The organism is Pontibacter sp. LHS2 (genome assembly GCF_058932845.1).
The window spans coordinates 41,008-66,485 of the sequence record NZ_JBZYWG010000005.1 but is presented as its reverse complement, the minus strand read 5'-3'; the positions used below and the strand labels follow the sequence as shown (position 1 = coordinate 66,485).

At 48.0% G+C, this 25,478-nt stretch carries 24 protein-coding genes and 1 riboswitch; of the genes, 10 read left to right on the top strand and 14 right to left on the bottom strand.

Features of this window, described 5'->3' with window-relative positions; translation table 11 throughout:
* Positions 1-14: 14 nt before the first annotated feature.
* The 4 genes from AC5FX6_RS20465 (at position 15) to AC5FX6_RS20450 (ending at position 6,339) form a co-directional block, all read left to right on the top strand.
* Positions 15-2,417: a 3-hydroxyacyl-CoA dehydrogenase/enoyl-CoA hydratase family protein gene (locus AC5FX6_RS20465; RefSeq protein ID WP_493598819.1), complete on the top strand. Its 2,403-nt coding sequence runs from the start codon at positions 15-17 to the stop codon at positions 2,415-2,417.
* A 30-nt stretch (positions 2,418-2,447) separates the two neighbouring features.
* Complete coding sequence (locus tag AC5FX6_RS20460; RefSeq protein WP_493598818.1) at positions 2,448-3,626, top strand: thiolase family protein; 1,179 nt, start codon at positions 2,448-2,450, stop codon at positions 3,624-3,626.
* 39 nt (positions 3,627-3,665) lie between these two features.
* The gene (locus AC5FX6_RS20455) at positions 3,666-5,462 is read left to right on the top strand and encodes an acyl-CoA dehydrogenase FadE (RefSeq protein ID WP_493598817.1); all 1,797 of its coding nucleotides are present in this window, start codon (positions 3,666-3,668) and stop codon (positions 5,460-5,462) included.
* 145 nt (positions 5,463-5,607) lie between these two features.
* Positions 5,608-6,339, top strand: a complete 732-nt coding sequence (locus AC5FX6_RS20450; protein WP_493598816.1) for a glycosyltransferase family 2 protein — start codon at positions 5,608-5,610, stop codon at positions 6,337-6,339.
* Here AC5FX6_RS20450 and AC5FX6_RS20445 read toward each other — a convergent pair whose 3' ends face one another.
* The 9 genes from AC5FX6_RS20445 to mutY all read right to left on the bottom strand — a co-directional run bounded on the left by AC5FX6_RS20445 (position 6,340) and on the right by mutY (position 15,929).
* A complete protein-coding gene (locus AC5FX6_RS20445; protein ID WP_493598815.1) occupies positions 6,340-7,800 on the bottom strand; it encodes a hypothetical protein in 1,461 nt (486 codons plus the stop codon). It abuts the gene before it with no gap.
* Between the two features lie 150 nt (positions 7,801-7,950).
* On the bottom strand, positions 7,951-8,346 hold the full coding sequence (locus AC5FX6_RS20440) for an acyl-CoA thioesterase (RefSeq protein ID WP_493598814.1): 396 nt from the start codon (positions 8,344-8,346) through the stop codon (positions 7,951-7,953).
* Positions 8,347-8,565: 219 nt separating this feature from the next.
* A riboswitch (cobalamin riboswitch) is annotated at positions 8,566-8,761 on the bottom strand.
* An 8-nt stretch (positions 8,762-8,769) separates the two neighbouring features.
* Positions 8,770-10,866, bottom strand: a complete 2,097-nt coding sequence (gene recG / locus AC5FX6_RS20435; protein ID WP_493598813.1) for an ATP-dependent DNA helicase RecG — start codon at positions 10,864-10,866, stop codon at positions 8,770-8,772.
* Between the two features lie 115 nt (positions 10,867-10,981).
* On the bottom strand, positions 10,982-11,455 hold the full coding sequence (locus AC5FX6_RS20430; RefSeq protein ID WP_493598812.1) for a DUF6252 domain-containing protein: 474 nt from the start codon (positions 11,453-11,455) through the stop codon (positions 10,982-10,984).
* Between the two features lie 73 nt (positions 11,456-11,528).
* Positions 11,529-12,074 (bottom strand): Riean_0653 family protein, encoded by a 546-nt coding sequence (locus AC5FX6_RS20425; RefSeq protein ID WP_493598811.1) that lies wholly within the window; start codon positions 12,072-12,074, stop codon positions 11,529-11,531.
* A 193-nt stretch (positions 12,075-12,267) separates the two neighbouring features.
* Complete coding sequence (gene gldD, locus AC5FX6_RS20420) at positions 12,268-12,840, bottom strand: gliding motility lipoprotein GldD (protein WP_493598913.1); 573 nt, start codon at positions 12,838-12,840, stop codon at positions 12,268-12,270.
* Between the two features lie 7 nt (positions 12,841-12,847).
* A complete protein-coding gene (gldE, locus tag AC5FX6_RS20415; RefSeq protein ID WP_493598810.1) occupies positions 12,848-14,101 on the bottom strand; it encodes a gliding motility-associated protein GldE in 1,254 nt (417 codons plus the stop codon).
* A gap of 143 nt (positions 14,102-14,244) precedes the next feature.
* Positions 14,245-14,727 carry a single-stranded DNA-binding protein gene (locus AC5FX6_RS20410; RefSeq protein ID WP_493598809.1) on the bottom strand — a complete coding sequence of 161 codons (483 nt, stop codon included), beginning with the start codon at positions 14,725-14,727 and terminating at the stop codon, positions 14,245-14,247.
* 110 nt (positions 14,728-14,837) lie between these two features.
* The gene (gene mutY, locus AC5FX6_RS20405; protein ID WP_493598808.1) at positions 14,838-15,929 is read right to left on the bottom strand and encodes an A/G-specific adenine glycosylase; all 1,092 of its coding nucleotides are present in this window, start codon (positions 15,927-15,929) and stop codon (positions 14,838-14,840) included.
* A gap of 352 nt (positions 15,930-16,281) precedes the next feature.
* On the opposite strand from mutY, the gene AC5FX6_RS20400 reads away from it, so the two are divergent.
* The 3 genes from AC5FX6_RS20400 to AC5FX6_RS20390 all read left to right on the top strand — a co-directional run bounded on the left by AC5FX6_RS20400 (position 16,282) and on the right by AC5FX6_RS20390 (position 19,318).
* Complete coding sequence (locus AC5FX6_RS20400; protein ID WP_007655567.1) at positions 16,282-16,587, top strand: HU family DNA-binding protein; 306 nt, start codon at positions 16,282-16,284, stop codon at positions 16,585-16,587.
* Positions 16,588-16,659: 72 nt separating this feature from the next.
* A complete protein-coding gene (locus AC5FX6_RS20395) occupies positions 16,660-17,523 on the top strand; it encodes a tetratricopeptide repeat protein (RefSeq protein WP_493598807.1) in 864 nt (287 codons plus the stop codon).
* Positions 17,524-17,731: 208 nt separating this feature from the next.
* Positions 17,732-19,318: an Rne/Rng family ribonuclease gene (locus tag AC5FX6_RS20390; RefSeq protein WP_493598806.1), complete on the top strand. Its 1,587-nt coding sequence runs from the start codon at positions 17,732-17,734 to the stop codon at positions 19,316-19,318.
* Positions 19,319-19,406: 88 nt separating this feature from the next.
* On the opposite strand, the gene AC5FX6_RS20385 is transcribed toward AC5FX6_RS20390, so the two are convergent.
* Positions 19,407-20,084 (bottom strand): porin family protein, encoded by a 678-nt coding sequence (locus AC5FX6_RS20385; protein WP_493598805.1) that lies wholly within the window; start codon positions 20,082-20,084, stop codon positions 19,407-19,409.
* Positions 20,085-20,151: 67 nt separating this feature from the next.
* Between AC5FX6_RS20385 and gldB the strand changes: the two genes are divergently transcribed.
* Positions 20,152-21,147: a gliding motility lipoprotein GldB gene (gldB, locus tag AC5FX6_RS20380; RefSeq protein ID WP_493598804.1), complete on the top strand. Its 996-nt coding sequence runs from the start codon at positions 20,152-20,154 to the stop codon at positions 21,145-21,147.
* Positions 21,148-21,176: 29 nt separating this feature from the next.
* Positions 21,177-22,379: a glycosyltransferase family 4 protein gene (locus AC5FX6_RS20375; protein WP_493598803.1), complete on the top strand. Its 1,203-nt coding sequence runs from the start codon at positions 21,177-21,179 to the stop codon at positions 22,377-22,379.
* 2 nt (positions 22,380-22,381) lie between these two features.
* On the opposite strand, the gene AC5FX6_RS20370 is transcribed toward AC5FX6_RS20375, so the two are convergent.
* Positions 22,382-22,798: a hypothetical protein gene (locus AC5FX6_RS20370; RefSeq protein ID WP_493598802.1), complete on the bottom strand. Its 417-nt coding sequence runs from the start codon at positions 22,796-22,798 to the stop codon at positions 22,382-22,384.
* Between the two features lie 421 nt (positions 22,799-23,219).
* On the opposite strand from AC5FX6_RS20370, the gene AC5FX6_RS20365 reads away from it, so the two are divergent.
* Positions 23,220-23,741: a DUF4890 domain-containing protein gene (locus AC5FX6_RS20365; RefSeq protein WP_493598801.1), complete on the top strand. Its 522-nt coding sequence runs from the start codon at positions 23,220-23,222 to the stop codon at positions 23,739-23,741.
* Positions 23,742-23,806: 65 nt separating this feature from the next.
* Here AC5FX6_RS20365 and nth read toward each other — a convergent pair whose 3' ends face one another.
* The 3 genes from nth to AC5FX6_RS20350 are packed head-to-tail and all read right to left on the bottom strand — an operon-like array spanning position 23,807 to position 25,320.
* Complete coding sequence (gene nth, locus AC5FX6_RS20360; RefSeq protein WP_493598800.1) at positions 23,807-24,493, bottom strand: endonuclease III; 687 nt, start codon at positions 24,491-24,493, stop codon at positions 23,807-23,809.
* 19 nt (positions 24,494-24,512) lie between these two features.
* Positions 24,513-24,743 carry a hypothetical protein gene (locus AC5FX6_RS20355; protein ID WP_493598799.1) on the bottom strand — a complete coding sequence of 77 codons (231 nt, stop codon included), beginning with the start codon at positions 24,741-24,743 and terminating at the stop codon, positions 24,513-24,515.
* Positions 24,718-25,320, bottom strand: a complete 603-nt coding sequence (locus AC5FX6_RS20350; protein WP_007655595.1) for an RNA polymerase sigma factor — start codon at positions 25,318-25,320, stop codon at positions 24,718-24,720. Before AC5FX6_RS20350 ends, AC5FX6_RS20355 begins: the two co-directional genes overlap by 26 nt.
* Positions 25,321-25,478 lie beyond the last annotated feature (158 nt).

The following is a 25,478-nucleotide window of genomic DNA, read 5'->3' as shown; positions in this document are numbered from 1 at the left end:
ATCAAGCTTTTTCTATGAAAAGAATTATTAAGAAAGTAGCCGTGCTGGGTTCCGGTGTAATGGGCTCCCGCATTGCCTGCCACTTTGCCAACATCGGCGTGCAGGTGCTGTTGCTCGACATCGTGCCACGCGAACTCACCCCTGACGAAGAGAAAAAAGGGCTGACGCTGGAGAAGAAACAGGTCCGCAATCGCATTGTGAACAGTGCGTTGGAGGCCGCCATCAAGTCCAACCCTTCACCGCTTTACCGCAAGTCCGACGCCCGCCTGATCCAGACCGGCAACTTTGAGGACAATATGAAGGACATTGCCACTGCCGACTGGACCATCGAAGTGGTAGTGGAGAACCTCAAGATCAAGAAAACAGTGTTTGATCAAGTGGAGCAGCACCGCAAGCCGGGCACGCTGATTACTTCCAACACGTCAGGTATACCAATCCACATGATGTTGGAGGGACGTTCCGATGACTTTAAGAAACACTTCTGCGGTACACACTTTTTCAACCCGCCGCGCTACCTCAAGTTATTAGAGATTATACCTACGCCAGAAACGGATCAGGATGTTGTAGACTTCCTGATGCACTACGGCGACCTATACCTTGGTAAGACGACTGTACTGGCTAAGGACACCCCCGCTTTCATCGCAAACCGTGTAGGTATATACGCCATTATGCAGGGGCTACAGGTAATGAACAAACTCGGGCTGAACGTGGACGAGGTGGACCGCATTACAGGCCCGATCATTGGTCGTCCGAAGTCTGCCACGTTCCGCACACTGGATGTGGTTGGTTTGGATACCTTGGCCAATGTGGCGAACGGTCTGTACCAGACAGGCGAGCAGGATGAATCGCGTGAGCTGTTCAAGCTGCCGGACTACCTGCAGAAGATGGTAGAAAACAAATGGCTGGGCGACAAGACCGGGCAAGGCTTCTACAAAAAGACGAAAGACGCCAAAGGCAAAACTGAGATCCTCACACTTGACCTGAACACGCTGGAATACGGGCCGAAACAACGTCCGAAGTTCCAGAGCCTCGAGGTGCTTAAGCCAATTGAGGACCTGAAGAAGCGTGTGAAGACCTTCTCGAAGCAAAACGACAAAGCAGCGCAATTCTTCAACGAGTCACTCTTCGGTCTGTTCCAGTATGTGAGCAACCGCATACCTGAGATCTCCGACGAACTATACCGTATCGACGATGCCATGCGTGCCGGCTTTGGCTGGGAACTTGGTCCGTTCGAGTACTGGGACGTGATCGGTGCCCGTGAGGCCGTGCAGCGCATGACCGAGGCCGGTTACCAGCCTGCCCCTTGGGTAGAGGAGATGCTGAGCAAAGGCAAGGAATCTTTCTACATTGTGGAGAACGGCAACCGCCGCTACTACGACATACAGAGCAAAGAATACAAAGCGATACCAGGTGTGGAGAATTTCATTATTCTCGACAACCTGCGCAGCAACAAAGTAGTCTGGAAAAACTCTGGTGCCAGCCTGATCGATTTAGGTGACGGCATCCTGAACGTGGAGTTCCACACCAAGATGAACACCATCGGAGGCGATGTGGTACAGGGCTTGAACAAAGGTATAGAGATTGCCGAAAAGGAATTCCGGGGCATGGTAGTGGGCAGCGATGCTGCTAACTTCTCTGCCGGAGCCAATGTGGGGCTGATCTATATGTATGCCCTGGAACAGGAATACGACGAGATCAACTTCATGATCAAGCAATTCCAAGACACGATGATGCGCATGCGCTATTCGGCTATACCTGTGGTGGGCGCGCCGCATGGCCTGACTTTAGGCGGTGGCTGCGAGCTCAACCTGCATTGCGACCATGTGCAGGCAGCTGCTGAGACGTACATGGGTCTGGTAGAATTTGGCGTAGGCCTGATACCGGGCGGCGGCGGCACGAAAGAAATGACGCTCCGCGCAGCCGAGATGTACGAAGAAGGTGATATCGAATACAATACCCTCAAGAACATCTACCTGAATATAGGTATGGCGAAGGTGTCTACTTCGGCAAAAGAAGCTTTTGACTTAGGCTTTATGCGCGAAGGTGATGCCATTACCCTCAACAACAACCGACTGATAGCCGATGCGAAAGCGCAGGCAATTCGTCTGGCTGAGGCAGGGTATACGCAACCAGCCAAAAAGACCAATATCAAGGTACAGGGCAAAGGCGCTTTGGGTATGTTCCTGACGGGTGCCAGTGCCATGGTAACAGGTGGTTATATCTCAGAGCACGACCAGAAGATATCGCACAAGCTGGCTTATGTAATGTGCGGCGGCGACCTCTCTGCCCCAACGGATGTAAGCGAGCAATACCTGCTGGATTTGGAGCGTGAAGCCTTCCTGTCACTGACCGGTGAGCGCAAAACATTAGAGCGTATCCAAAGCATCCTGACCACAGGCAAGCCGCTGAGAAATTAAGTTTAGTACAAACTATAAAAGAGCATCAAAATGAACAACGCATATATAGTAGCCGGATTTCGTAGCGCAGTAGGCAAGGCCGGGCGTGGCGGCTTCCGGTTCACCAGACCCGATGACCTGGCCGCTGACGTCATCAAACATCTTTTGGCTTCTGTGCCTGCCCTAGACCCTGAGCGCGTAGATGATCTGATCGTAGGTAACGCGGTACCCGAAGCCGAGCAAGGCCTGCAAATTGGCCGCATGATTTCCTTATTATCATTACCTATGTCTGTGTCGGGTATGACCGTGAACCGCTACTGCGGCTCGGGTGTAGAGACCATCGCCATTGCCAGCAACCGCATCGCGGCAGGTATGGCGGACTGTATCATCGCAGGCGGTACGGAGTCTATGTCGATGGTGCCGACCGTTGGCTGGAAAACGGTTCCGAATTATAACATCGCTAGTAAGAACCCAGACTGGTACCTGAGCATGGGCCTGACGGCTGAGGCAGTAGCCAAAGACTATGGCGTTACCCGCGAAGATCAGGACGAATTCGCCTATAACTCGCATCAGAAAGCCATCAATGCCATCAAGAACGGCTACTTTAAAGAGCAGATCGTGCCTATTACGATAGAGGAAACCTATATCGACGAGAACGGCAAAAAGAAGACCCGCTCTTATGTGGTAGACACCGATGAAGGTCCGCGTGCTGATACTTCCCTGGAGGCATTGGCTCGCTTGAAGCCGGTGTTCGCAGCTGGTGGCTCGGTAACGGCGGGTAACTCTTCGCAGACATCTGATGGTGCAGCCTTTGTGATCGTGATGAGCGAGCGCATGGTAAAGGAGCTCAACCTGGAGCCGATTGCACGCATGGTAAGCTACGGCACAGGTGGCGTGGATCCACGCATCATGGGTATGGGGCCGATCGCAGCCGTGCCAAAAGCACTGAAAATGGCAGGCATGACGCTCAACGATATTGACCTGATCGAGATGAATGAGGCCTTCGCGGCCCAATCTATCGCTGTGATGCGTCACCTGGATTTTGATCCTGCGAAACTTAATATCAGTGGCGGTGCCATTGCTTTGGGTCACCCGCTGGGCTGTTCCGGCGCCAAACTCAGCGTGCAGCAGTTCCATGAACTGCGCCGACTCGGTAAAAAGTACGGCATGGTAACCGCTTGCGTAGGCGGCGGCCAAGGTGTTGCCGGCATCTACGAATTATTGAAGTAAAAACTAATCTGTACCTAAAAACACTAATCATATTCTGCCATGGAAAATGTAACAGATAAAAATAAGGCCACTGTTCGCGGTGGTGAATTCCTGATCAAAGAGACTGACGCGCAGGACGTATTTATACCTGCCGAGTTCAGTGAGGAACAGCGCATGATGGCGCAGACCTGTCTGGACTTTGTGCGCGAAGAAGTAACCCCGCTCCTTGAGCGTCTTGACAACCACGAGGAAGGCTTGATGGAGGGCTTGATGAAGAAAGCTGGAGAACTCGGTTTGTTTGCCGTATCAATGCCGGAGCAGTATGGTGGCCTGAACATGGACTTTAACACCTCGCTGCTGGTAACTGAATCAGTAGGGGGTGGCCACTCTTTCCCGGTGGCTTTTGCAGCACACACAGGTATCGGTATGCTGCCAATCCTGTACTTCGGTACGGACGAGCAGAAAGAGAAATACCTGCCGAAGCTGACTTCCGGTGAATGGGCGGCAGCTTACTGCCTCACTGAGCCGGGTTCTGGTTCTGATGCCTTGGCAGCTAAAACGAAAGCTGTGCTGAACGAAGCGGGTACACACTACATCCTGAACGGCCAGAAAATGTGGATCACGAACGCAGGCTTTGCCGACGTGTTCATTGTGTTCGCGCAGGTGGATGGCGACAAGTTCACAGGATTTATCGTGGAGAAAGGCTACCCGGGCCTGAGCCTTGGCAACGAGGAGCACAAAATGGGTATCAAGGGTTCTTCTACCCGTCAGGTTTTCCTGTCGGACTGTGAAGTGCCGAAAGAGAACGTGCTGGGCGATATCGGTAAAGGTCACCTGATCGCTTTCAACATCCTGAACATCGGTCGCATCAAGCTTTGTGCTGCTACCTTAGGCGCCTCTAAGAAAGTAGTGGACCTGTCGGTGAAGTATGCCAACGAGCGTCAGCAGTTCAAACTACCGATTTCGAAGTTTGGTGCCATCCGTCACAAACTGGCAGAGCAAGCCATTCGCATCTATGCCGTAGAGTCGGCACTGTACCGTTGCGGTATGGACATCTACCGCAAAGAGCAGGAGCTGCTGGCCGAAGGCAAAGGCGAGAACGAAGCCATGCTGGGTGCCGCACGCGAGTTTGCCGTAGAGTGTGCCATGCTGAAAGTGGAAGGTTCTGAAGTACTCGACTACGTAGTGGACGAAGGCGTGCAGATCTATGGTGGCTACGGCTTCTCGGCTGACTACCCAATGGACCGCGCCTACCGCGACTCTCGCATCAACCGCATCTTCGAGGGTACCAACGAGATCAACCGCATGCTCACTGTAGACATGATCCTGAAGAAGGCCATGAACGGCGAGTTGGACCTAATGGGACCTGCTCAAAACGTGCAAAACGAACTGATGGCTATACCTGATTTCGGTTCAGAAGAGGAAGGTCTGTTTGCTGCAGAGCACAAGGCTATCCGCAACTTGAAGAAAGCTATTTTGATGGTAGCTGGCACGGCAGTGCAGAAGTACATGAACTCACTGGCTAAAGAGCAGGAAATCCTGATGAACATTGCAGACATGGCCATTAAGACTTATGTGGCAGAATCAACGCTACTGCGTGTAGAGAAGCTAATAGGTATGAAAGGCGAGGATGCCGTGGCTAACCAGATCGACATCGTGCGTGTGACGGTGAACGATGCGGTTGATACTGCCTTCCTGGCTGGCAAAGACGCTATTGCCTCTATGGCAGAAGGCGACGAGCAGCGCCTGTTGTTCATGGGCCTGAAGCGCTTCACAAAGAAAGACCTCTACAATACCAAAGAAGCCCGTCGTCGTATCGCAGCTTCTATGATTGAGGCAAACGAATTCGTGTACTAGATTCTGACAAATCTATAGTTTAAGAAAGGCTGCCTCCATAGGGGGTAGCCTTTTTATTTTAATACACTGGAGTTAAATGACTTAATGGCCAAACATTCGTAAATATAGCAGAAAACTGAAATGTCACTAAAGTATAGAGGACAGTATGGGGGTAACCTGTTTAATACCTTGCTATAATGAGCGTGAGCGGATAGCAGCAGTACTGGAAGTCGTGACCAAAGTAAAGGGTATACGACAGGTCATCTGTGTTGATGATGGCTCGTCCGACAATACCGCGACTATGATAAGCCGGCAATGGCCAAATGTGGAGGTAATTCGCCTTAGTCAGAATCGCGGCAAAGCTGCTGCTGTGCAGTACGGCCTTCAGTTTGTACAGCATGAACTGATCTTGATGATGGATGCTGATCTGCAGGAGCTAAACGGCACTGAGCTTGAGAAAGCAATTACTGCTTTTCAGGACACAGCAAGCGTTGACATGCTGATTCTGCGTCGCATCAGGTCACCTTGGTTTGTGCGTTGGTACCGAAGCGATATCCTGCTGTCAGGAGAGCGGCTCCTGCGGCGGAGTGATCTGGAAAGGGTGTTGGCGCAACCAGTAGCCCGTTACCAGTTAGAAGTCGCCATTAACCGCTATATGATCAAGCGCAACAAGCGGGTACGTTGGATGCCCTGGTCGGCCATGAATACCTACAAAGTAGACAAGCTTGGGGTGCTGGAAGGCTCCCGTAGGGAGTTCAAAATGTACGTAGAGATCGTGGACTATGTCGGTTTCGTACACATGCTGGTGCAGCTGAGTTCTTTTACCCGCAAGCTTAAAAAGCAAAAAAGCGCGACCAGAGAATGGTCACGCATTTTATCGGGTATAAGAATGTCGTAATTATTTAATCTGTAAACGACGCAGTTGCAGACTATTTGCCTTTTTGCTCGGTCGAACCACGGTAACCAGGTCACGCTCTGAGAGCCAGGCTGTAAAGTCTTTCGCATAGGCGATGTTCTTATCGTTCGCCACATTCAGTCCAGCCGCCTTAGGCGCCTCTGCTTTGCCAGTAGTTGTATCAATGCGGCGCAGGTAGAGGTCGTATTTTCCTCCCAGTTCCTCGAGTGTGAGCAGGTGCAGGGTGTTACCTGACAGGTGATGGCGGTAAGAAATACCTGTAAAACCTTCATCTGACGGAGCCTTCTGATTTTTCATCAGTACCGAACTCCAGGCGGTGCCCATGTACTGGTCGTATGCAAACAGGTGAATCTCTTTAGCATAGTAAGGAGAGTTTTCACCTCCCTCCATGTATTTTTTCTCTGCCAGCACAATCAGTTTTTCCTCAGGTGTCAGAATCAGGTCGGTCAGATAAATGTCTTCGAGGCGGCTAGCTTTTGTTGCACCGCTTTTATCCAGGCTGTTTACACTGGCCAGGTATTCGGGTGTGAATCTGAACTCCTCGGCAAATACCATGTCTTCGTTTTCGAAATCAAACTTGACAGCTTTCAGACTAAAGTACTCACCACTTTTTTCATCAGCCGTGAGCACAACGCCATACAAGTTGCCATTGGGTTGCAAAGCATACTTGCTGTCCATGATATATACCTTCTTACCTTCGAACATACCACCAACCAGCACCGACATGCCCTTGGCGTCCGGCGACTTCAAGGTATACTGGCGCACGGTGAGGCGATCCATGTTTTCAGAGATCAGACTGATAAACTGGTCGCCGGCATCATTCAAAATTACCTCTGCTGAGACAATGCCGCGTAAGTCGGCCAGGTTATACTTGGTGTCTTTTATTTTCTGAAGCTTGCCATCGTACAGGCTGCCGCTTATACCTTCAACCACTTGGTTGCTGGTAACGCTATACCTGTAAGCCAGCAGTTTGGAGCCGTCAGGAGAGGTGGCTATACCTGCTTTGCGGGCATTGGCCGGTGCTTCAAGTAACAGCACGGGCTTGTCTTTCTGGCCGCTTCGCAAGTCTACCCGATGCGCATACAGTGCCTGGTTGCCCTGCTCGTTCGTACGGTGGGTGATCAATAACACGGCGTCCTGGTTCTTTGTGAAAGCCTCAACCGTCTCTTCTGCTGCAAGTGGTATCGCCGCTGCCCAACTCTTTTTAAGAGTAGCATTATAGCGCTCTATGGCATATTCGGTTGGTTTGCTGCGGCTGAGTATCACAAAACCGTCGGCCCCCAACGGAAGCGTCTTGCTGCTGATGCTTTGGTTGTATTGGTCTTCGCTGTTGTCAGGAAGATAAGTGAAAGGTATAGCGGCTTTCTTGCCCTGAGCGGCAACTGTAGTGGCAGACAGTAGCACTGCTAGCAATAAAAGCGGCAAAAAATGAAGCGTTTTCAAGGTATAGATTTTTATAATATTTACTGTACAAAGGGTTTTCTACTAGTATATAGCAGCTCGAATATAGGAGAAAATTGTTTCTCGTGGAACCAACGGGCGCAAAACCTTTTAACGCAAATAGTAAGAAATCAGGTATAGCCCGGCCTGCTGCTAGATTTCGTTTTCTAAAACCGGTACCGGTTGCTTTTTATCATCAATGGCTACAAACGTGAAACTGCCATGGATAGCTTTTAGCCGCACGTCAGAGTACATCTCTTCAATATAAATCTCCACTTCTACCTTCAGACTAGTGTTGCCGACACGCTTTACCTGACCGATCAGTTCAATGATGGTGCCTGCAGGTATAGGCTGGGTGAAATCTATTCTGTCAGATGATACCGTAACCACACGTTTACGACAAAAGCGGGTAGCCGTAATAAAATCGACTTCATCCATAAGTTGCATGGCCGTGCCGCCAAAGAGAGTGTCGTAGTGATTAGTGGTGTTCGGGAATACCGCTTTGAATATGCGTGTCTCTGATTGAGCAATGCGTTCTTGTAAGTTCATGAAGGTATAGTTTTAAAGATAGGAAAAACAGCTGTGGTGCCGGGGCTGCAATGGAAGTCGCTATAAAAAAGAATAAACGTGAATTGCAGCATAGGCTTGTTGTTAAACTATGCATACAGGCGCTGTAAAAAGCGGAAAGGGAAGGGCGCGAAACCAGAAGGCTGTAGAGGCTTCTGGACACGTTTATTTCTCAGACCACAGACTTTAGGCGCGAAAGCATGCGTAAGGGTATTTGGGGCAAGTCTCCTGGCTTATAACATCGCAGCCGTCCTTCTCATCCTATGCGGGACAATGGATCTTTTAATAGGCTGCAATTGCGTGTTATTTACAGTTGCGCGTCAGCCCGTGATTCTCACACGGTTCCTTTTTAAACCTCAGCTATACCTGCTGAGGTACCTCCAAACGCTGTAAAGATAGAAATTTTTAACTGATACGACTCCAGTTAATGGTATTTACGCTCAGTGATTTGATGTGGCGCATGATGTTCTGGTTCTGTGGCTGCTCTAACTGTGGGTCATCATTCAGCACACGCTGTGCCGCCGCCCTGGATTCCTGCAAAATAGGGGCATCCTTCGCCAGGTCAGCGATCAATAGGTCCAGCACACCGCTTTGCTGCGTGCCCATCAGGTCGCCTGGTCCGCGTAGTTTCAGGTCGATGTCTGCTATCTCAAAGCCGTTGTTAGTGCGTACCATCGTCTCTAGGCGGGTCTTGCTGTCTTTGCTCAACTTATACCCGGTCATCAGGATACAATAGCTCTGCTCTGCGCCACGCCCCACACGCCCGCGCAACTGGTGCAGTTGCGACAAACCGAAGCGCTCGGCACTTTCTATAATCATCACAGAGGCATTAGGTACGTTCACACCTACTTCTATTACGGTAGTAGCCACCATGATCTGGGTCTCGTTGCGGACGAAGCGCTGCATTTCATAGTCTTTGTCCTGTGCCTTGAGCTTGCCATGCACCATACTCACCTGGTACTCCGGGAAAGCCCGGCGTATGCTCTCATAGCCATCCGTCAGGTCCTTGTAGTCCATCCCTTCCGATTCCTCAATAAGCGGGTATACGATGTATACCTGGCGGCCCAGCTTGATCTGGTCGCGCACAAACTGGAACACCCGCAGACGGTGGCTGTCGAAGCGATGTACCGTTACGATCTCTTTACGGCCTGCTGGCATCTCATCGATTACCGACACATCCAAGTCACCATAGAGCGTCATAGCAAGGGTACGCGGTATAGGTGTAGCTGTCATCACGAGCACATGCGGAATAATACGTGGGTTTTTGCGCCATAGCTTGGAGCGCTGTTCTACTCCGAAACGGTGCTGCTCGTCCACAATGCAGAGACCCAAGTTGTGGAACTGCACTACATCCTCCAGCAAGGCATGCGTACCCACAATCATTTTCATGTCGCCGGAGCGCAGCTGCTCGTGCAGCACCCTGCGGTCTTTGGTTTTAGTGGAGCCGGTGAGTTTGCCGATGTTTATACCTAAGCGGTCTGCAAACTCCTTCAGGCCTGTATAATGCTGGTCAGCCAGGATCTCGGTAGGTGCCATCAGTACAGACTGCGCCCCGTTGTCAGCCGCGATCAGCATGGTGATAAAAGCAACGATGGTTTTGCCTGAACCCACATCGCCCTGTAGCAGACGGTTCATTTGCTTGCCAGCTGTCAGGTCTTTGTGTATCTCCTTGATTACCCGCTTCTGTGCATTGGTCAGGTCGAAGGTCATGTGGTTTTTGTAGAACTCTGTTACAGTAGGCACATGTTTGAATACCTGCCCGGCCAGGTCGGCGCGGCGTACCGTTTTTTGGCGCAAAAGGCGAAGCTGTATGTAAAAAAGCTCTTCAAATTTGAGTCGGAACTTGGCTGCATTATACTTCTCGACTGACTGCGGAAAGTGAATGTTGATCAGCGCATCCCGCTTGCTCATCAGGCGGTAATGGTCTATCAGCTCCGGCGACAGCGTTTCGTGTATGTTAGGCACCGCTACTTTCAGCAAAAGCTCCATCATACGGGCGATGGTCTTGCTCTCAACTCGGAAGGCTTTTAACTTTTCGGTGGTATGATAAACGGGCTGCAGAAAAGAAGTAGTTTGTTTTTCTTCGCCCAGCTCTTCCAACTCAGGGTGAGCCATGCTGAACTTGCCGTTGAAGGAAGTCGGCTTTCCGAATACAATGTAGTCGGTGTGGTTTTTCAGCGTTTTCTGCATCCACTTCACCCCCTTAAACCAAACCAGATCCATTTCACTGCCGTCTTCATCTACCAGTGTAGCGGCCAGGCGTTGCTTTCTGCCTTCGCCAATCACCTCCTTGCCTCGCACACGCCCACGTACCTGCACATAAGGCATGCTCTCGTCCAACTCAGCTATCTTGTAGAACTGGGTGCGGTCGAGGTAACGGAAGGGGTAGTGCTGAATGAGGTCACCATAGGTATAGATATTGAGCTCCTTCTGCATCAGCTCAGCTCGCTGCGGCCCCACGCCTTTCAGGAATTCGATCTTGGTAAGGAAGAAGTTGGTCAATGTCTGTTGGTCGTATTAGCAGGTATAGATTACAAAAATAAGCAAAAGCCCTGACAGGTGTAAGTACAGCCGGGGCTTTTGCATTGTGAGGGTAGAGATATCTTTAAAGACGCTGTCAGAATTCATAATACGTCGTATTAAAACTCCCATTTGAGATATCAACATCTTCTCCTGTAGCGGAGTTATAGGCTTTATAGTTGAAGGAGCCAGTGATCGTTTTTTTATATCTGTCTATTGAAGAAATGGATAGAGTGCCAGTATAGGCCATGTCTGTACGGAAATGTATGTTCGAGTCTTTAGAATAATAGCCAGCGTTATAATGATCCCCAAGTACATAATCCCTTACTTGGATTCCTCTTATCGTATCTCTCACACTTACCAAAAGAGAGGTAGAACCGTTTTGAGCGCTAAACCAGAATCTGCTTCCATTGTCTGTCAGATTAAATGATAGAGAGTTCGTCTTAAAGCCACTACTCGGCCACCATTTTTTGCCGTTTATCTTTACACAAAATGATTCATCACAGAAACTGTCCTTGGAGCAGGAAAGCAGGCCGACAAGAAATATCAGAAAGTATAGTTTATTTCTCATATGTAGTTACTGTCTTGATGTACGCAGTGAGCTCCGTGATAATAGATAAAAGTAAGGCAAATAAGTACTGAGCTTAGAAAATGCCGACATCAAAACGGCCATTGGTGACCGTCACCGTGTCTTGCCCGTGTATAGCCTTAAAAGCGAATATGCCTGACACGATTTTGTTGACTGTGTCCGCCCGGGTGATGATGACCTTGCCCGTATACCTGCTGTTGGTCATGAGCAACTTGCCAGGCACTTGGTAAGCTCCATGGTTATAAGGTTGTATCAGTTCACCGCCGATCGGTTTCGTAGTTGTGTTTAGCAGATACTCCCCTGGCTGTGTCACGTTTCGTAAGTAAATAGATATACTAGTTTTGTTTTTTCTGTAAGCAGTAACAAACACATTATTGCGTGTTTCGTCAAATGATCTTGTTGCTAGATACCCACCTTCCACAGGCTTAGGGGCTAGAAAACCAGTACCACCGTTAGCTACCCAGGCTTTGCCGTTCACAATAGCCCCCATGGTGTCGGCGCCAGTTTGGGTAGCATCGGGCAAGAGTTTCAACTCGTCCTTTTTACAGGCGGCAATCAGCAGCGGCATGATCAATAGCATAAGTTTGGGACGTAGTTTCATAGCAGGAGTAGTGGTTGGCTTATTAAATATAGTGAATATCAATTCATTATATAGGGGACTATATGTTTAATTCAATTAAAAAGAATATTTCGATTTGGCAATGACTGTCCGAACTGAAGAGAAACAAAAAGGACCGCAGGTATACCTACGGTCCTTTATTCATTGTCAAAAAGTCTTTTGTCGAAATCCTTTCTTACTTCTTGTTCTTAAATTCCAGCGTGTTTAACATGTGGATGATATCCTTCTTTACATACTCAATTACAGGAGCCAGCGAATCATTCTGGGTAGCTGTTCTGAAGTAGAGCGCCCCCCGGAAGAAATGGGTAGTCGTGTCCGTTACATAAAACTGGAACTGGCTCGGAATTTCGCCTTCCAGCTCAAACACAGATGCGATGTCTCCCTGTGGTGTTCTGATCTCGGTTTCCTCAATTGAGTATGCCTTTACCTGGTGTTTGCCGGTCAGTTTGCGAGCATCCTCAATCAGGTTGTTCAACATTTTAGGATTGTTGTTGATCGCCTTATACGTCAGCTGCACATTCGCCCCCAGACTCGGATAGATGATATTGATCCAGTGTGGTTGGGCAATCATAGAGGAATCAGGCCGGATTTTGGCGTACTTGGAGTACTCAAAGGTATAAGGGTGCTCGTCCTGCAACTGCTGGTAGGCAGCTTCCGGCAGGTCGATGCGATTGAATCCTTTTGGCTTTGGAGTATATTCTGCATTACAGCCAACTATAGCCAGGGCCATACCTGCCCATAGGGCCATTTGCAGTTTAGCTGACTTTATGATAGTGCTCTTTTTTGCTTGCGACATTAATCTTGACTCGTTTTACACGCTTATTGTCCGCCGACTCCACCGTAAAGAAGTAGCGACCGTACGACACTTCCTCGCCCACATAAGGTATGCGGCCAAAAAGCGCCAGCATGAGGCCTGCTACTGTTTCATGCTCGCTCTTCACCTCGTTAAAGGCATCGAACGGAACTTCCGTGATCTTACAGAAGTCGTGTAGCGATGTTTTACCGTCAAATATAAAGGTATTTTCGTCGAGTTGTGAGTAAATGATCTCGTCCTCGTCATCAAACTCGTCGTTGATCTCACCCACAATCTCCTCGATCACATCTTCCATGGTGAGCAGGCCGATGGTCGTGCCGTACTCATTCACCACGATGGCCATGTGCACGTGTTTCTCCCGGAAGTCCTGCAGCAAGTTAGAGATGTGCTTGGTCTCCGGTACAAAGAAAGGTGCTCTGATCAGGTTCTGCCATTTGAAGTCAGCTCCTTTGTCGAGGTGGGGCAACAGGTCCTTTACATATAGGATACCATCAATGCTATCGGTGCTGTCGGTATAGACAGGCACACGGGAATAACCCCACTTGATAATTTGGGGGAGCAACTCTGGCAATGTAGCACTCTGCGGAAAAGCCACGATATCCATACGGGGGCGCATGATCTGCTTTACCGTGATCGAACCGAAGTTTACGATGCCACGTAGGATCTTGCGTTCTTCCGGTGACGTCTCTTCGTTGTTTAGAGCTACATCAAGACTGTGGTGTAACTCCTCAAGCGTTTGACTATATGATCGCACACGGTATCGTTTGTCAATGTATGAGCTAATGCGGGTCAGCAACCAGGCAAGCGGTTTTAACACAGGTCCTACCCCGGCCAGGACAGGAGCCATGCGCAAGGCAATGGCAGGTCCGTGCTTGCGGGCGTATACCTTAGGCAGTACTTCGCCAAAGAAAACGATCAGAAAGGTAACAACCAGTACACTCACCAATAAGGTGGATGTGGTGATCGCTACAGAACCAGCTGCCTGCCATGCAATATAGGCGCAGAGCGTAATGATACTAACATTGATCGCATTATTGATGATCAGAAGCGACGCCAGCAGTTGGCGTGGGGACTGCAGCAATTGGTGTACCAGGTTCAGCTTTTTGTCTTTGCTTGTCCTGGCTTTCTCAATCTCCTGGGGCGTAAGAGAGAAAAAAGCTGCCTCCGCCCCCGAAGTGAGGGCAGAGAGCAGCAATAAGATAAAGCAGGCCGAAATGGCCGCTATATATTCAATTCTAAGTAAAGCAGTTGCGCTTTGTAAAAGTTGCAGTAAGCTATAACTTAGGGGGTCTCCGGAATCTAAACTGTCCAAAATCAGAAAGTTAAGTTAAACATGGGTTAGAACGGCAGGTCGTCTGGCTCGTCGTTCTGGAAGGCAGATGCATTGCCTTTGCCTGATGCGGCGGCAGTGCCCTGACCTGATGAGGATTGCCCTGAAGACTGTGACGAAGCACCGCCCTGGAAACCTCCTGAGCTGCCATTGCCGCCTTCACGAGCGCTGAGCATTGTCATGTTATCAGCAACGATCTCGGTGCTGTAACGCTGCACGCCATCTTTGTCCTGATAGCTGTTGGTGCGAATCTTGCCTTCAATGAAAACAGACTGACCTTTCTTCAGATACTTTTCGGCTACTTCGGCCAATCCACGCCATAGCACGATGTTGTGCCATTCGGTGCGCTCCTGGCGCTCGCCGTTTTTGTCTTTGAATGTTTCAGAAGTAGCTATCGGGAAACGAGCTACTGCTACACCGCCTTCAAGGTGGCGAACTTCTGGGTCCTTACCAAGATTTCCGATAAGGATTACTTTGTTAACACTTGCCATGTCTTTTTTTATTAAATATTAAATTGATTTGGGCTACTCCGACAACCAAGCCGGAGGCAAATATGGCTACTGAACCTCTAGAATGCATTTGCAAACAGAAAAGTTTCAGTTTATAAATTTAGTAAAATCTTCTCATCTTTCAAATAGCTATCAATAAGAATTGGCTTCGGTAGAGCCTCTATTTTTTCGGATGAATAAGGTGCCAGTCTCGCCTCCTGCAAAACTTCTTCACTTAAACGAAAATCGAGCCGAATGAGGTGAAATTGGGCCGTAATTTTCTGATGGCTAAGCACATGTCTGTAATCTTTGCAAGGAGACAAAAAGTGAGATTCCTGCACTGCTATACCTGCGTCGTTCAGTTCTTTCAATAGTTTGGTCTTGTCAAGTGTGCCAGAGTCGCTCTCATATAGATAAAAGTCGTACAGCCCTTCCCAAATATCGCCACTCAGGCGCTTACGCATGTAATACTCGCCCTCGTGCACAAATACCAGATAGTGAAAGAAGCGCGGCCGGGCAGCTTTGGCCTTTGACTTAACTGGCAGTTCCTGCACCATGCCATGCATAAAGGCGAAACAAGATTGCTGCAGCGGGCAAAGCAGGCAGTCAGGCATTACGGGCGTGCACTGGATGGCGCCAAACTCCATAATAGCTTGATTAAAGGTGTCAGGCGCATCAGCGGGTATAAGCTCATCGGCCAATTGCTGAAACACCTTGCGTGAAGCAGGTGCCGCAATATCATTTGTCAGTCCATAGACGCGGGCCAATACTCTGAAAACATTGCCATCGAGTACCGCGACCTTCTCCCTGAAGGCGAAAGAGGCGATAGCCGCCGCTGTATAGCTTCCAACACCACGCAGTTTCAGTAGCTCATCATAATTACCCGGGAACACACCGCCATACTCCTGCACAATTTGCTGCGCTGTGTGGTGCATGTTGCGAGCCCTGGAGTAATACCCAAGCCCCTGCCAGAGGCGCAGGACTTCATCCTGAGGAGCAGCTGCCAGATCCTGCACAGTAGGGTAAGTTTCTGCGAAGCGCTGAAAGTAAGGCAATCCCTGTGCTACCCGTGTCTGCTGCAGGATTACTTCAGAGAGCCAAATCAGGTATGGATTAGTAGTTTCACGCCAGGGTAATGCTCTTTTATGGCGTTGATACCATGTCAGCAGGGTATTGGAAAAATATTCACCAGAGGGATTTTTCATAAAAAAGAGGCTGGGCAAGCTTAGGCAACTTGAACAGACAAATGTAAGATATTGTTCTCAATGAAGGCGGAGTGAATTAGAGGCTGTTTTTGTATCTTATTAAAATATAAGCAGATACGATGCGTTAGGGAGGAGTCAGGCTGGCACGGGTATTGCAAGAACAGAAGCAGTTAAGAAGCACAAAGCAGGCACATTTAAGCTAAGGCAGAATCTGTAATAATTTAGTGCTAAAGCTTTTACTTGTCGAAAAGTAGGTATACCTTTGTGCCCCGAAAAATAGAGAACGACAGCACAGTTGTTGCTCTGAAAGAGAGAAAGTTAACTTATTACTAATTTATAAAAATCTAAGAAAGTGACTAAAGCAGAAGTAATATCAGAGATTGCTGATAAAACAGGCATTGATAAGGCTGATGTGCAATCTACCATTGAGGCGTTCTTCAAAGTAGTGAAAGACTCTATGGCCGATGGCAATAACATCTACGTGAGAGGTTTTGGAAGCTTTGTAAACAAGAAGCGCGCTAAGAAAGTGGCTCGTAACATTTCGAAGAACACTTCCATCATCATTGATGAGCACTTTATCCCAAGCTTCAAGCCGTCTAAGACCTTTATTGCTAAGATTAAAAACAGCAAAAAGATCAAAGAACTGGCTCATTCTTAATTCTTTCGTATATTTGCCGGTTGCCTGTTAGGTTATCTTTTAAAACACAGTCACTTATAAAAACAGAAATACATGTCACGTAATCAAATACTGATACTAGTTGCAGCTATCGCATTGGCAGCGGCAATGTTTTTTCTGCCTAAAGTGGTTGTGACAAAGGATGACAACAGCACGGTGGCTGCAGGACAAGCCTCTGCTATACCTGAGGGACACTCCGAGGATGATGGTCATGATCACGGCCCGTCTCCGGCTGCTGCGGCTGATGGCGTACATTCGACAGCTACGCCAGAGCAAATGATGGAACTCGCTACTGTGCGAGCACGCTATAACAAAGCGAGCGACGCCAAAACGCGTGGACTGTTAGCCTCTGAGTTAGCTGCTGCTTATGCTTCAGCAAGTAAGTTTGACAGTGCAGGTTACTATTACGAGTTAGCGGCTGACGCCCGTCCGGGTGAGAAAAACTACCGCAAAGCTGGTGACCAGTACTTCGAGGCTTTTACTTATGCGGCTACACAGCAGCGTGCCAGCGAAATGGGTGGCAAAGCTCGTAAGATGTACGAGCAGGTGTTGAAGAACAATCCTTCAGACATGGATGCGAAAACGAACGTAGCCATGACTTACATCGCCAGCGAAAACCCAATGCAGGGAATAACGCTGCTGCGTGAGGTGATTTCGGCAGACCCGAAAAACCAGAAGGCGCTGTTTAACTTAGGCATCTTGTCAGTACAATCAGGACAGTGGGATAAAGCCGTCGAGCGTTTTCAGGATTTGACAACTGTTAACCCGGAACACGTAGAAGGTACTTTTTATCTGGCTGTATCACTGGCTGAAACCGGTAAGAAAGAAGAAGCGATCAGGGTCTTCAACAAAGTAAAAACGATGAGCAGTGATCCTGCTCTGACTGCCTCCGTTGACGAATACCTGGCTAAACTGTAAAAAAAGAAATAATCATTTAATAAAAATTTCAAGACTATGCCTTGCGGAAAGAAAAGAAAAAGACATAAGATTGCTACTCACAAAAGAAAGAAGCGTCTAAGAAAAAACAGACATAAGAAGAAGTAATTTCTTCTGCGTTTATTGAGGCCCACATTGCTTCTGCAATTGTGGGCTTTGGTCTATACATCCAACTAATCTTTGAGAGAAATTGAGTAACGAGCTTATTATCAATTCTACTCAGGATGGAGAGCGCATCGCCCTTTTGCAGGATAAAAGACTCGTGGAATTTCACCACGAGAAAAAGGATACCAACTACATCGTAGGGGATATCTTTCTGGGAACTGTTAAAAAGGTGATGCCAGGCCTAAACGCCGCTTTTATTGATATTGGCTACCACAAGGATGCATTTTTGCATTACCATGATCTGGGAGCCAATGTCAAAACCCTAAACAAGTATGTAAAAGCGGCACAGACACAGAAGAACGCTTCTGCAAAGCTTAACCAGACTAAATTCGAGCCAGAAATTGACAAGCTCGGCAAGATCGCGGATGTTCTTAAAAAAGGACAGCAGGTCTTGGTGCAGATTGTCAAGGAGCCGATATCTACTAAAGGACCGCGACTTTCATGTGAGCTTTCGCTCGCTGGTCGATACCTGGTGCTCGTACCGTTTTCAAACACGGTAAGCGTATCCAAGAAGATCGTAAGTAAGGAAGAGCGCACACGTCTCAAGCGACTGATCAACTCGATCAAGCCAGAGAACTTTGGTGTGATTATCAGGACAGTGGCCGAGGGCCGTGAGGTGGCAGAACTCGACAGAGACCTGCGCAACATGGTGGAGAGCTGGGAAGAAGGCTTTAAATCGCTGAAGATAGCTAAACCCAACGATAAGATCATCGGGGAGTTAGGACGTTCTTCGTCCATACTGAGAGACTTAATGAACGAAAGCTTTGACAACATAGTAGTCGACGACGAGTCACTCTATGACGAGATCAAAGCGTACATCGGTAGCATTGCGCCAGATAAAGTAAAAATTCTGAAGCACTATACCGGTAAGACAAAAACCTTCGAACACTTTAACATTGAGCGGCAACTAAAGGCTGCATTCGGTAAAACAGTGACTATACCAGGCGGCGGATACCTGGTAATAGAGCACACCGAGGCCCTGCACGTAGTCGATGTGAATAGTGGGAACAAATCTAATACCGAAACCGATCAGGAGGCTACCGCACTGAACGTGAACATGATGGCTGCCAAAGAAGTGGCCCGTCAGCTGCGACTCCGGGATATAGGTGGTATCATTGTAATAGACTTCATCGATATGAAGTCGCCTGAAAACCGCCAGAAAGTATACGAGGTAGTCAAAGAGGAACTGAAGAGAGACCGATCCAAGTCAACAGTTCTGCCTATCTCTAAATTTGGCCTGATGCAGATCACGCGTCAGCGTGTAAGGCCAGAGCAGAATATCGTGACCGGCGAAGTATGCCCTACTTGTAACGGTACCGGTAAAATATCTGCCAGCATTCTGATTACTGATGAAATAGACGTAGCGGTAGACGACCTGCTCACGAGACACAACCATAAGAGCCTGACATTGTACGTACACCCTTTCCTGTATTCTTATTATACATCAGGTGTCGTTTCAAAACAGATGAAATGGTTCTTCCACTACTTCAAGTGGGTGAAATTTGTAAAAGACACTTCGCTCGGTATTACCGACTTTAAGGTAATGGACGACAAAGGCGAAGAAATAGAACTGCGCACCGCCCTGACGGAGGTGACCGAGGTGCAGGAATAAGAAAATTTTAATCAGTTTCAACTGGCAACAAAAAAGCCGCTCTGTTTATTCGGAGCGGCTTTTTTGATTTCAAAAGTATACTTATACTTTAGAACTTGATTCCTACATCGAGTGAAACACCGTTGTTTTTGATGGCGATGTTCTTGTCACCCAAACGGTCGCTGTAGAAATTGTCAATATTGCTCAGGCCGCGCAGGTAAGTTACGCCTCCGAACAGTTTGGTGCTTTGACCCAACTGCAGTTCAGCACCCGTGCCTAATATGGCGCTGGTCTCAAATATATTGAAGCGCTTAGCTGTCTTTTCGCCATTAATTACTTTCTGATTGTTTACCTGTGCAGATACCTTAGTCCCGAGTGAACCACCTACCTGAAAATACAGGATCACGTCAGGCGCCACTTCATTTGTGAAAAGCTTTAGGGTTAGTGGTACTTCGAGGTACTGGACAGTCAGATCGTCTTCTACCGGTACAGTGCTTGGCTGGCCATTCGGATCTTGGGTTGTGAAACTATACTTGATCTTGGAGCCTTTGCTACGATACATTAAGCCGGAACTGAAAGCATAGTTGTTTGAGAAAAAGTAATCGCCAACAACACCTACGCCTAAACGCAATGCATTGCTGCCCTTCTCAAAGCCGTGTCTGTCCTCAGCTATAAAACGATTGCCCGAAATTGTAGGGGAGAACTGAATGCCGATTTCCATTTGAGCCATGGCAGTGGATGTGAAGCCCAAAAAAAGTAGCAGAAAAGCGAGTTTTTTAAATTGCATGTTATTTTAACGCGTTAATTTATTCTAATACGGGATAACCCTGTATTTTTGTATTAAATATTCGGCAATGTATCACAGATTATTATTACTCGCAACCATCCTATTGCTTTTTAGCTGTAAGAAGCAGGAGGGCTGTGAAATACCAGAAGAAATTGAACGCATACCTGTAACGGTGGAAATTGAGCGACTCGAAAAACCTTTTTTCGCAGCGAACTCAAAGCAGGAGATCGCCTCTTTTCTAGACAATAACCCTGTATTTGCGGAGCGATTTATCCAACGCAAAAACTACCCATCGGACTCAGCTATGATCAATGCGCTCTTTGGGTTGGCGACAAATCCTGAGCTTCAAAAGCTGGCTCAAGAGGCAGAGGCAAAGTTCGGTGATATGAGTGCCGAAAAGCAGCAGCTCGAAACAGCTTTCAAGCATGTTAAATATTACTATCCCGAGTTCAAAGAGCCAAAAGTGAAAACCTTTGTATCCGGGCTTAACCAGGATTTGATGGTATCGGACAGCCTGCTGGTATTTGGCATTGACTTCTTTATCGGTAGAGACGCCAGTTATCGACCAGATACCTATGATTACATTCTGAAGCGGTATGAGCGGCCAAACATGGTGCCAGCTGCCATGTTGCTATTGTCAAACCGGTTCAACAAAACTAACTTTCTGGAGCGTAGCCTGCTTGCCGAAATGGTGAATACAGGTAAGGCTTACTACTTTGTGAAGTCCATCATGCCTTGCGCTCCGGATTCTACCATCATCGGGTACAGCGGCCAGCAACTGGCTGATGTGCGTCACAACGAAGGGCGTATCTGGGCACACTTTGTAGAGAAAAGCCTGTTGTACGAAAAGAGCCCATTTGTAGTGAACAAGTACATTGGCGAGCGTCCTAACACACCTGAGATCGATGCTACATCCCCAGGCCGTCTCGGGACCTGGGTAGGATGGCAGATCGTGCGCAAGTACATGGAGCGCAACCCGGAGGTTACGTTGCAGGAGCTGATGGCTGACGATGATCACCAGAAAATTTTTAACGAATCGAAGTATAAGCCTGAGAAGCGGTAGTACGATACACCGCCTCTATACCTGCGCGCATGCACATAGCTATTTTTAATCAGCATCACCACAACCCTGACTGCCCTGCTACTTGCAGGCATTATACCTTTTTGGAGTATCTGGCCAGGCAGCATAAGGTGAGTCTGATCACAAGTAACGCCTGGAAGCAACTTCGCATTACAGATAACTATAAGTGGGTGCCGGACGGCGTAGACTTGTATGAGCAGGAGGTGCCTTACAGTAACAAAATGGGTGTCCGGAGGCGACTGGTTTCATATGGGGGCTTTGCTGCCTACAGTCTGGCAAAAGGACTATCTATACCTAAGCCTGATGTGGTTTGGGGCGTATCCACGCCGCTTTCAACCCCTTGGATGGCAGCCCGTGTCGCAAAAATGCGCGGTATTCCATGGGTGTTTGAAGTTCAGGACTTATGGCCTAGCTTCCCCATCGAGATGGGGGCTGTAAAGAAGGAATGGCTGAAACGCCGTTTGTTTAGGCTTGAGAAGAATCTTTATCAGAGTGCCAACCACATCATTACGCTTTCTCCGGATATGGAAGACTATGTGGTAGGCCAGGGTATAGCGCGTGATAAAGTAACAACCATACTTAACGGTACTGACCTAGAGATGGCATATGCCGCTACTCCTGAGAATGTAGAGGCGCTGCGCAAACAGTATCAATTGCAGGGAAAGCAAGTGGTTCTTTATGCCGGGACCTTCGGCCGTGCCAACGATATACCTGCCATTATGCAAGCGGCTGAGGCCATGGCTGATCAGAAACAGATTGTATTTGTATTGGCAGGTGGGGGCTATTATGACAATGAGCTCAGGAAGCTGTCGCTGCGCCTGCCTAACCTGGTGCTGATGCCGCCTCAGCCACGACCTGATGTCTTCACCCTTTTCAAGCTAGCTGATCTGTCACTTATCACTTTCAACGATCTGCCTGTACTAGCTTCCAACTCACCGGCTAAACTGTATGATAGTCTGGCTTGTGGTGTTCCCGTGCTGGTGACCAATCCCGGTTGGACCAAATCCTTTGTGGAGCAATACAACTGTGGCTGGTACAGCCCTGCAGGTCAACCTGAGACACTGGCTCAGAAAATACAAGCGATATTAGCAGACCATAATCAGCGGCGGCAAGCCGGGGTGAATGGTCAAGCAATTGCCCAGCAGCTATTCGACCGCCAGCAACTTGCTGCTCAGGTCGAGCAAATCTTACTAAAAGTAGCTGGAAAGGTATAGCTTTAGTCTTTGATGCTGGCCGAAAGATGTTTGAAGTCTTCTTTTAGTTGTGCAGCGTGTGCGGCAAGCGTCCAGCATATCACTTTATAAAAGTGTGTTTTAGTCTCTACAGCTGTAATCAGCATAAAGAAATCCCCGTCTTCATCCGTCCACTTCAGTTCGTTTTGTGCGATCTGATTACCATTTGCCTCAAAAACCTTTGTTTTGCTTAGTTTTCGCTTTTTCTCTTCCTTCTTATAATCAGCAGCAAAGTTGTCTAGGAAATCCGCTGCATTCTCGAACTTCATGCCTCTTAGTTCAAGCTCTTCTTTTGAGTCTTCTATGACAACAGTATAAGCTTCTTTGTTCTTGTTGAAGTATTGCAGACTGGCCACATCATTCAGCTCATAGGTCTTCACCATATAGCTGGGTATCTCCATAGTGTAAGAATGACCCCCTTGGCGCTTCGCAAATTGAGTTTGAGCCTGTGTGGCTAAAGCACTGCCTAAAAGGAGTAGGCAGGAGAATAAGAATTTCAGGGAAGTAAAAGTTTGCATGCGTTGGTATGATTACGATGGTGAATAGCTAAATATAAGCAGATGTATTTAGTTTAGGCAATTATTTGCAGAACATCTGAGCTCAAAGTAGTGATGGCTATACCTTACATATAACATCAGTTTTGTTTTATTATCGATTTATATATGGCATATAAGTTTGGTAATCAGTGTCTTTATAGAAAGTGTTAAATGTGATTTTGATCTTTGGCACGACCTTTGGGTTTGTTGGTTTAGCAGAGCATATTTTCAGGCCTGAGCTTTGCTGCTGATCAAAAAACCACAGAATTGTAAAGGAGAAAGAAAGATGAAGAAGATTATAGCAGCCCTCTCACTGAGTTTATTAGTTGCCGGTAGCAGTGCTTATGCTCAGACCACAGCCAAACCACAAAATCAGAAACCACGCAGCGAGATGCGGGGAGCCAAGCAAGACAGAGCACAGAAAAGCCCTGAGGAGATGGCACAGATGAAAACTGATAGAATGGCACAAAGGCTGGAACTGAGCGCTTCGCAGAAGAACCAGTTACAGGCGCTGAACATGCGTCAGGCGCAAGAAATGAAAGCGATGCGTGAGAGCCACAAAGCAACCGGTGAAAAAACACCTGAGCAGAGAGCACAAATGCAGGAGGCTAGAAAAGCGAATCATGATAAGTGGCAGGCTGAGCTGAAAAGCATTCTGACTGCAGAGCAGTATGCTAAGCACGAAGCAGATCGTGAGCAGATGAAGCAGAAGCGTGCCGATGGCAGAAAAGGCCATAAGTCAGGTGAGTACAAAAAATCTGGCGAGCACAAGAATAGAGGAGAGTATAGAAAGCAGCAGGGGAAATAATCCCTTGATAAGATCCCATAGTTGAGGCGAGGGCGGACCATATAGTGGCTGCCCTCGCTTTTTTATTAGGCTATACCACCCACCTTGTTTTCGGGATCGTCCGGTATGTTGGGATAATACTTCTGAAAGAAAGCGCAAAAGTGCGTGAGTGGACACTCTTCACACTTTGGACGTCGGGCAAGGCAAATATAACGTCCGTGGAGGATGAGCCAGTGATGCGCCTTGGCAATAAGTTCCTGCGGTAGATTCGCAACCAACTCCTTTTCCACTTCCAGCGGTGTTTTGGCTGTTTTAGAAACGAGGCCAAGCCGCTTACTTACCCGAAACACATGTGTGTCCACTGCCATAGCAGGCTGGTTCCAGATCACGGATACGATCACGTTGGCTGTTTTGCGACCTACGCCCGGTAGTTTCACCAGTTCCTCCACTGTATTGGGGACTTCTGAGTTAAACTGTTCCACCAGCATTCTGCCTAAGCCAGCCAGGTGTTTAGCCTTGTTGTTAGGATAGGAGATACTCTTAATGATCGGGAAAATCTCTTCAGGTGTAGCTGCGGCCAGGTACTCTGGTGTAGGAAACGCTTCGAACAGAGCAGGCGTCACCATATTTACCCGTTTGTCGGTACACTGGGCGCTGAGTACAACAGCCAGTATAAGTTCGTAGGGATTTGTATAGGCTAACTCGGTTTCCGGTTCCGGAAAGTTCTGGGTAAAGTGCTCGATCAGCAGCTTGTAGCGTTCTCGTTTGCGCATAAAAAAAGTTTGCAGTCGGTTAAGACTGCAAACTTAAGCTTTTTGAGTAATTTAAAATGTTGTCGATAGACCGCTTGCTTGGGCTTTTAGCCGCGCTATCTAGCAGTCGCTGGAGGAGCAAGAGATCAGAGCAGCTTTCGGCTAACTCGTTGTCGTGCATCAATGCTGCTTCCAGTTGCTCGCGGGCAGGGTCTGCCAACTCATTGTATACATACTGGATCAGCTCATTCTGAGTAGAGGTTTTTATCATAAGCAATCGTGCTGTTTAGCATCTTTTTTCTTAGGTTGATCAATGCGTAGCGCATACGACCTAAAGCTGTGTTGATGCTCACACCGGTTGCTTCTGCTATTTCCTGAAAGCTCATATCAGCGTAGTGACGCATCATGAGTACTTCCCGCTGCGCTTGAGGCAGCGTCTGGATCAGCTCGCGTAGTCGGGCATGGGTGTCCTCCTTGATCTGCTGCGACTCAGCGGAGTCTTCAGCAAAAGACAAGGCATTGAACACATTACTGCCGTCCTCCAGCGTGATCATCGGGCTTCTTTTCTCTTTACGGAAAAAGTCGATTGCCAGGTTATGGGCAATGCGGCATATCCATGAAGAGAACTTGCCTTCCTCGTTATACCTGCCGCCCTTCATAGTATGGATTGCCTTGATAAAAGCATCCTGCATGAGGTCCTCAGCGGTATACGTGTCTTTTACAATCAGTAAGATCGTAGTGAATACTTTGTTCTTGTGTCTGTTTACTAGCTGTTCAAACGCATTTTCGTTACCTGCGATGTAGAGTGAGACCAAAGCGGAGTCACTCAGCTGGGTAGTTGTATTCATCGTAAAGCTACATTAGTTTAACGTAGAGCTTTATATCATATTGTTGCGTTAGGCTGTAAGAACAAATATTTTTCAGAAGTGTAAATCAAATATAGGAAAAGCATTTTGACTGTGCAAACATAGCCGGGTGCCTTTAACAAAAAACATTAAAGATGCTA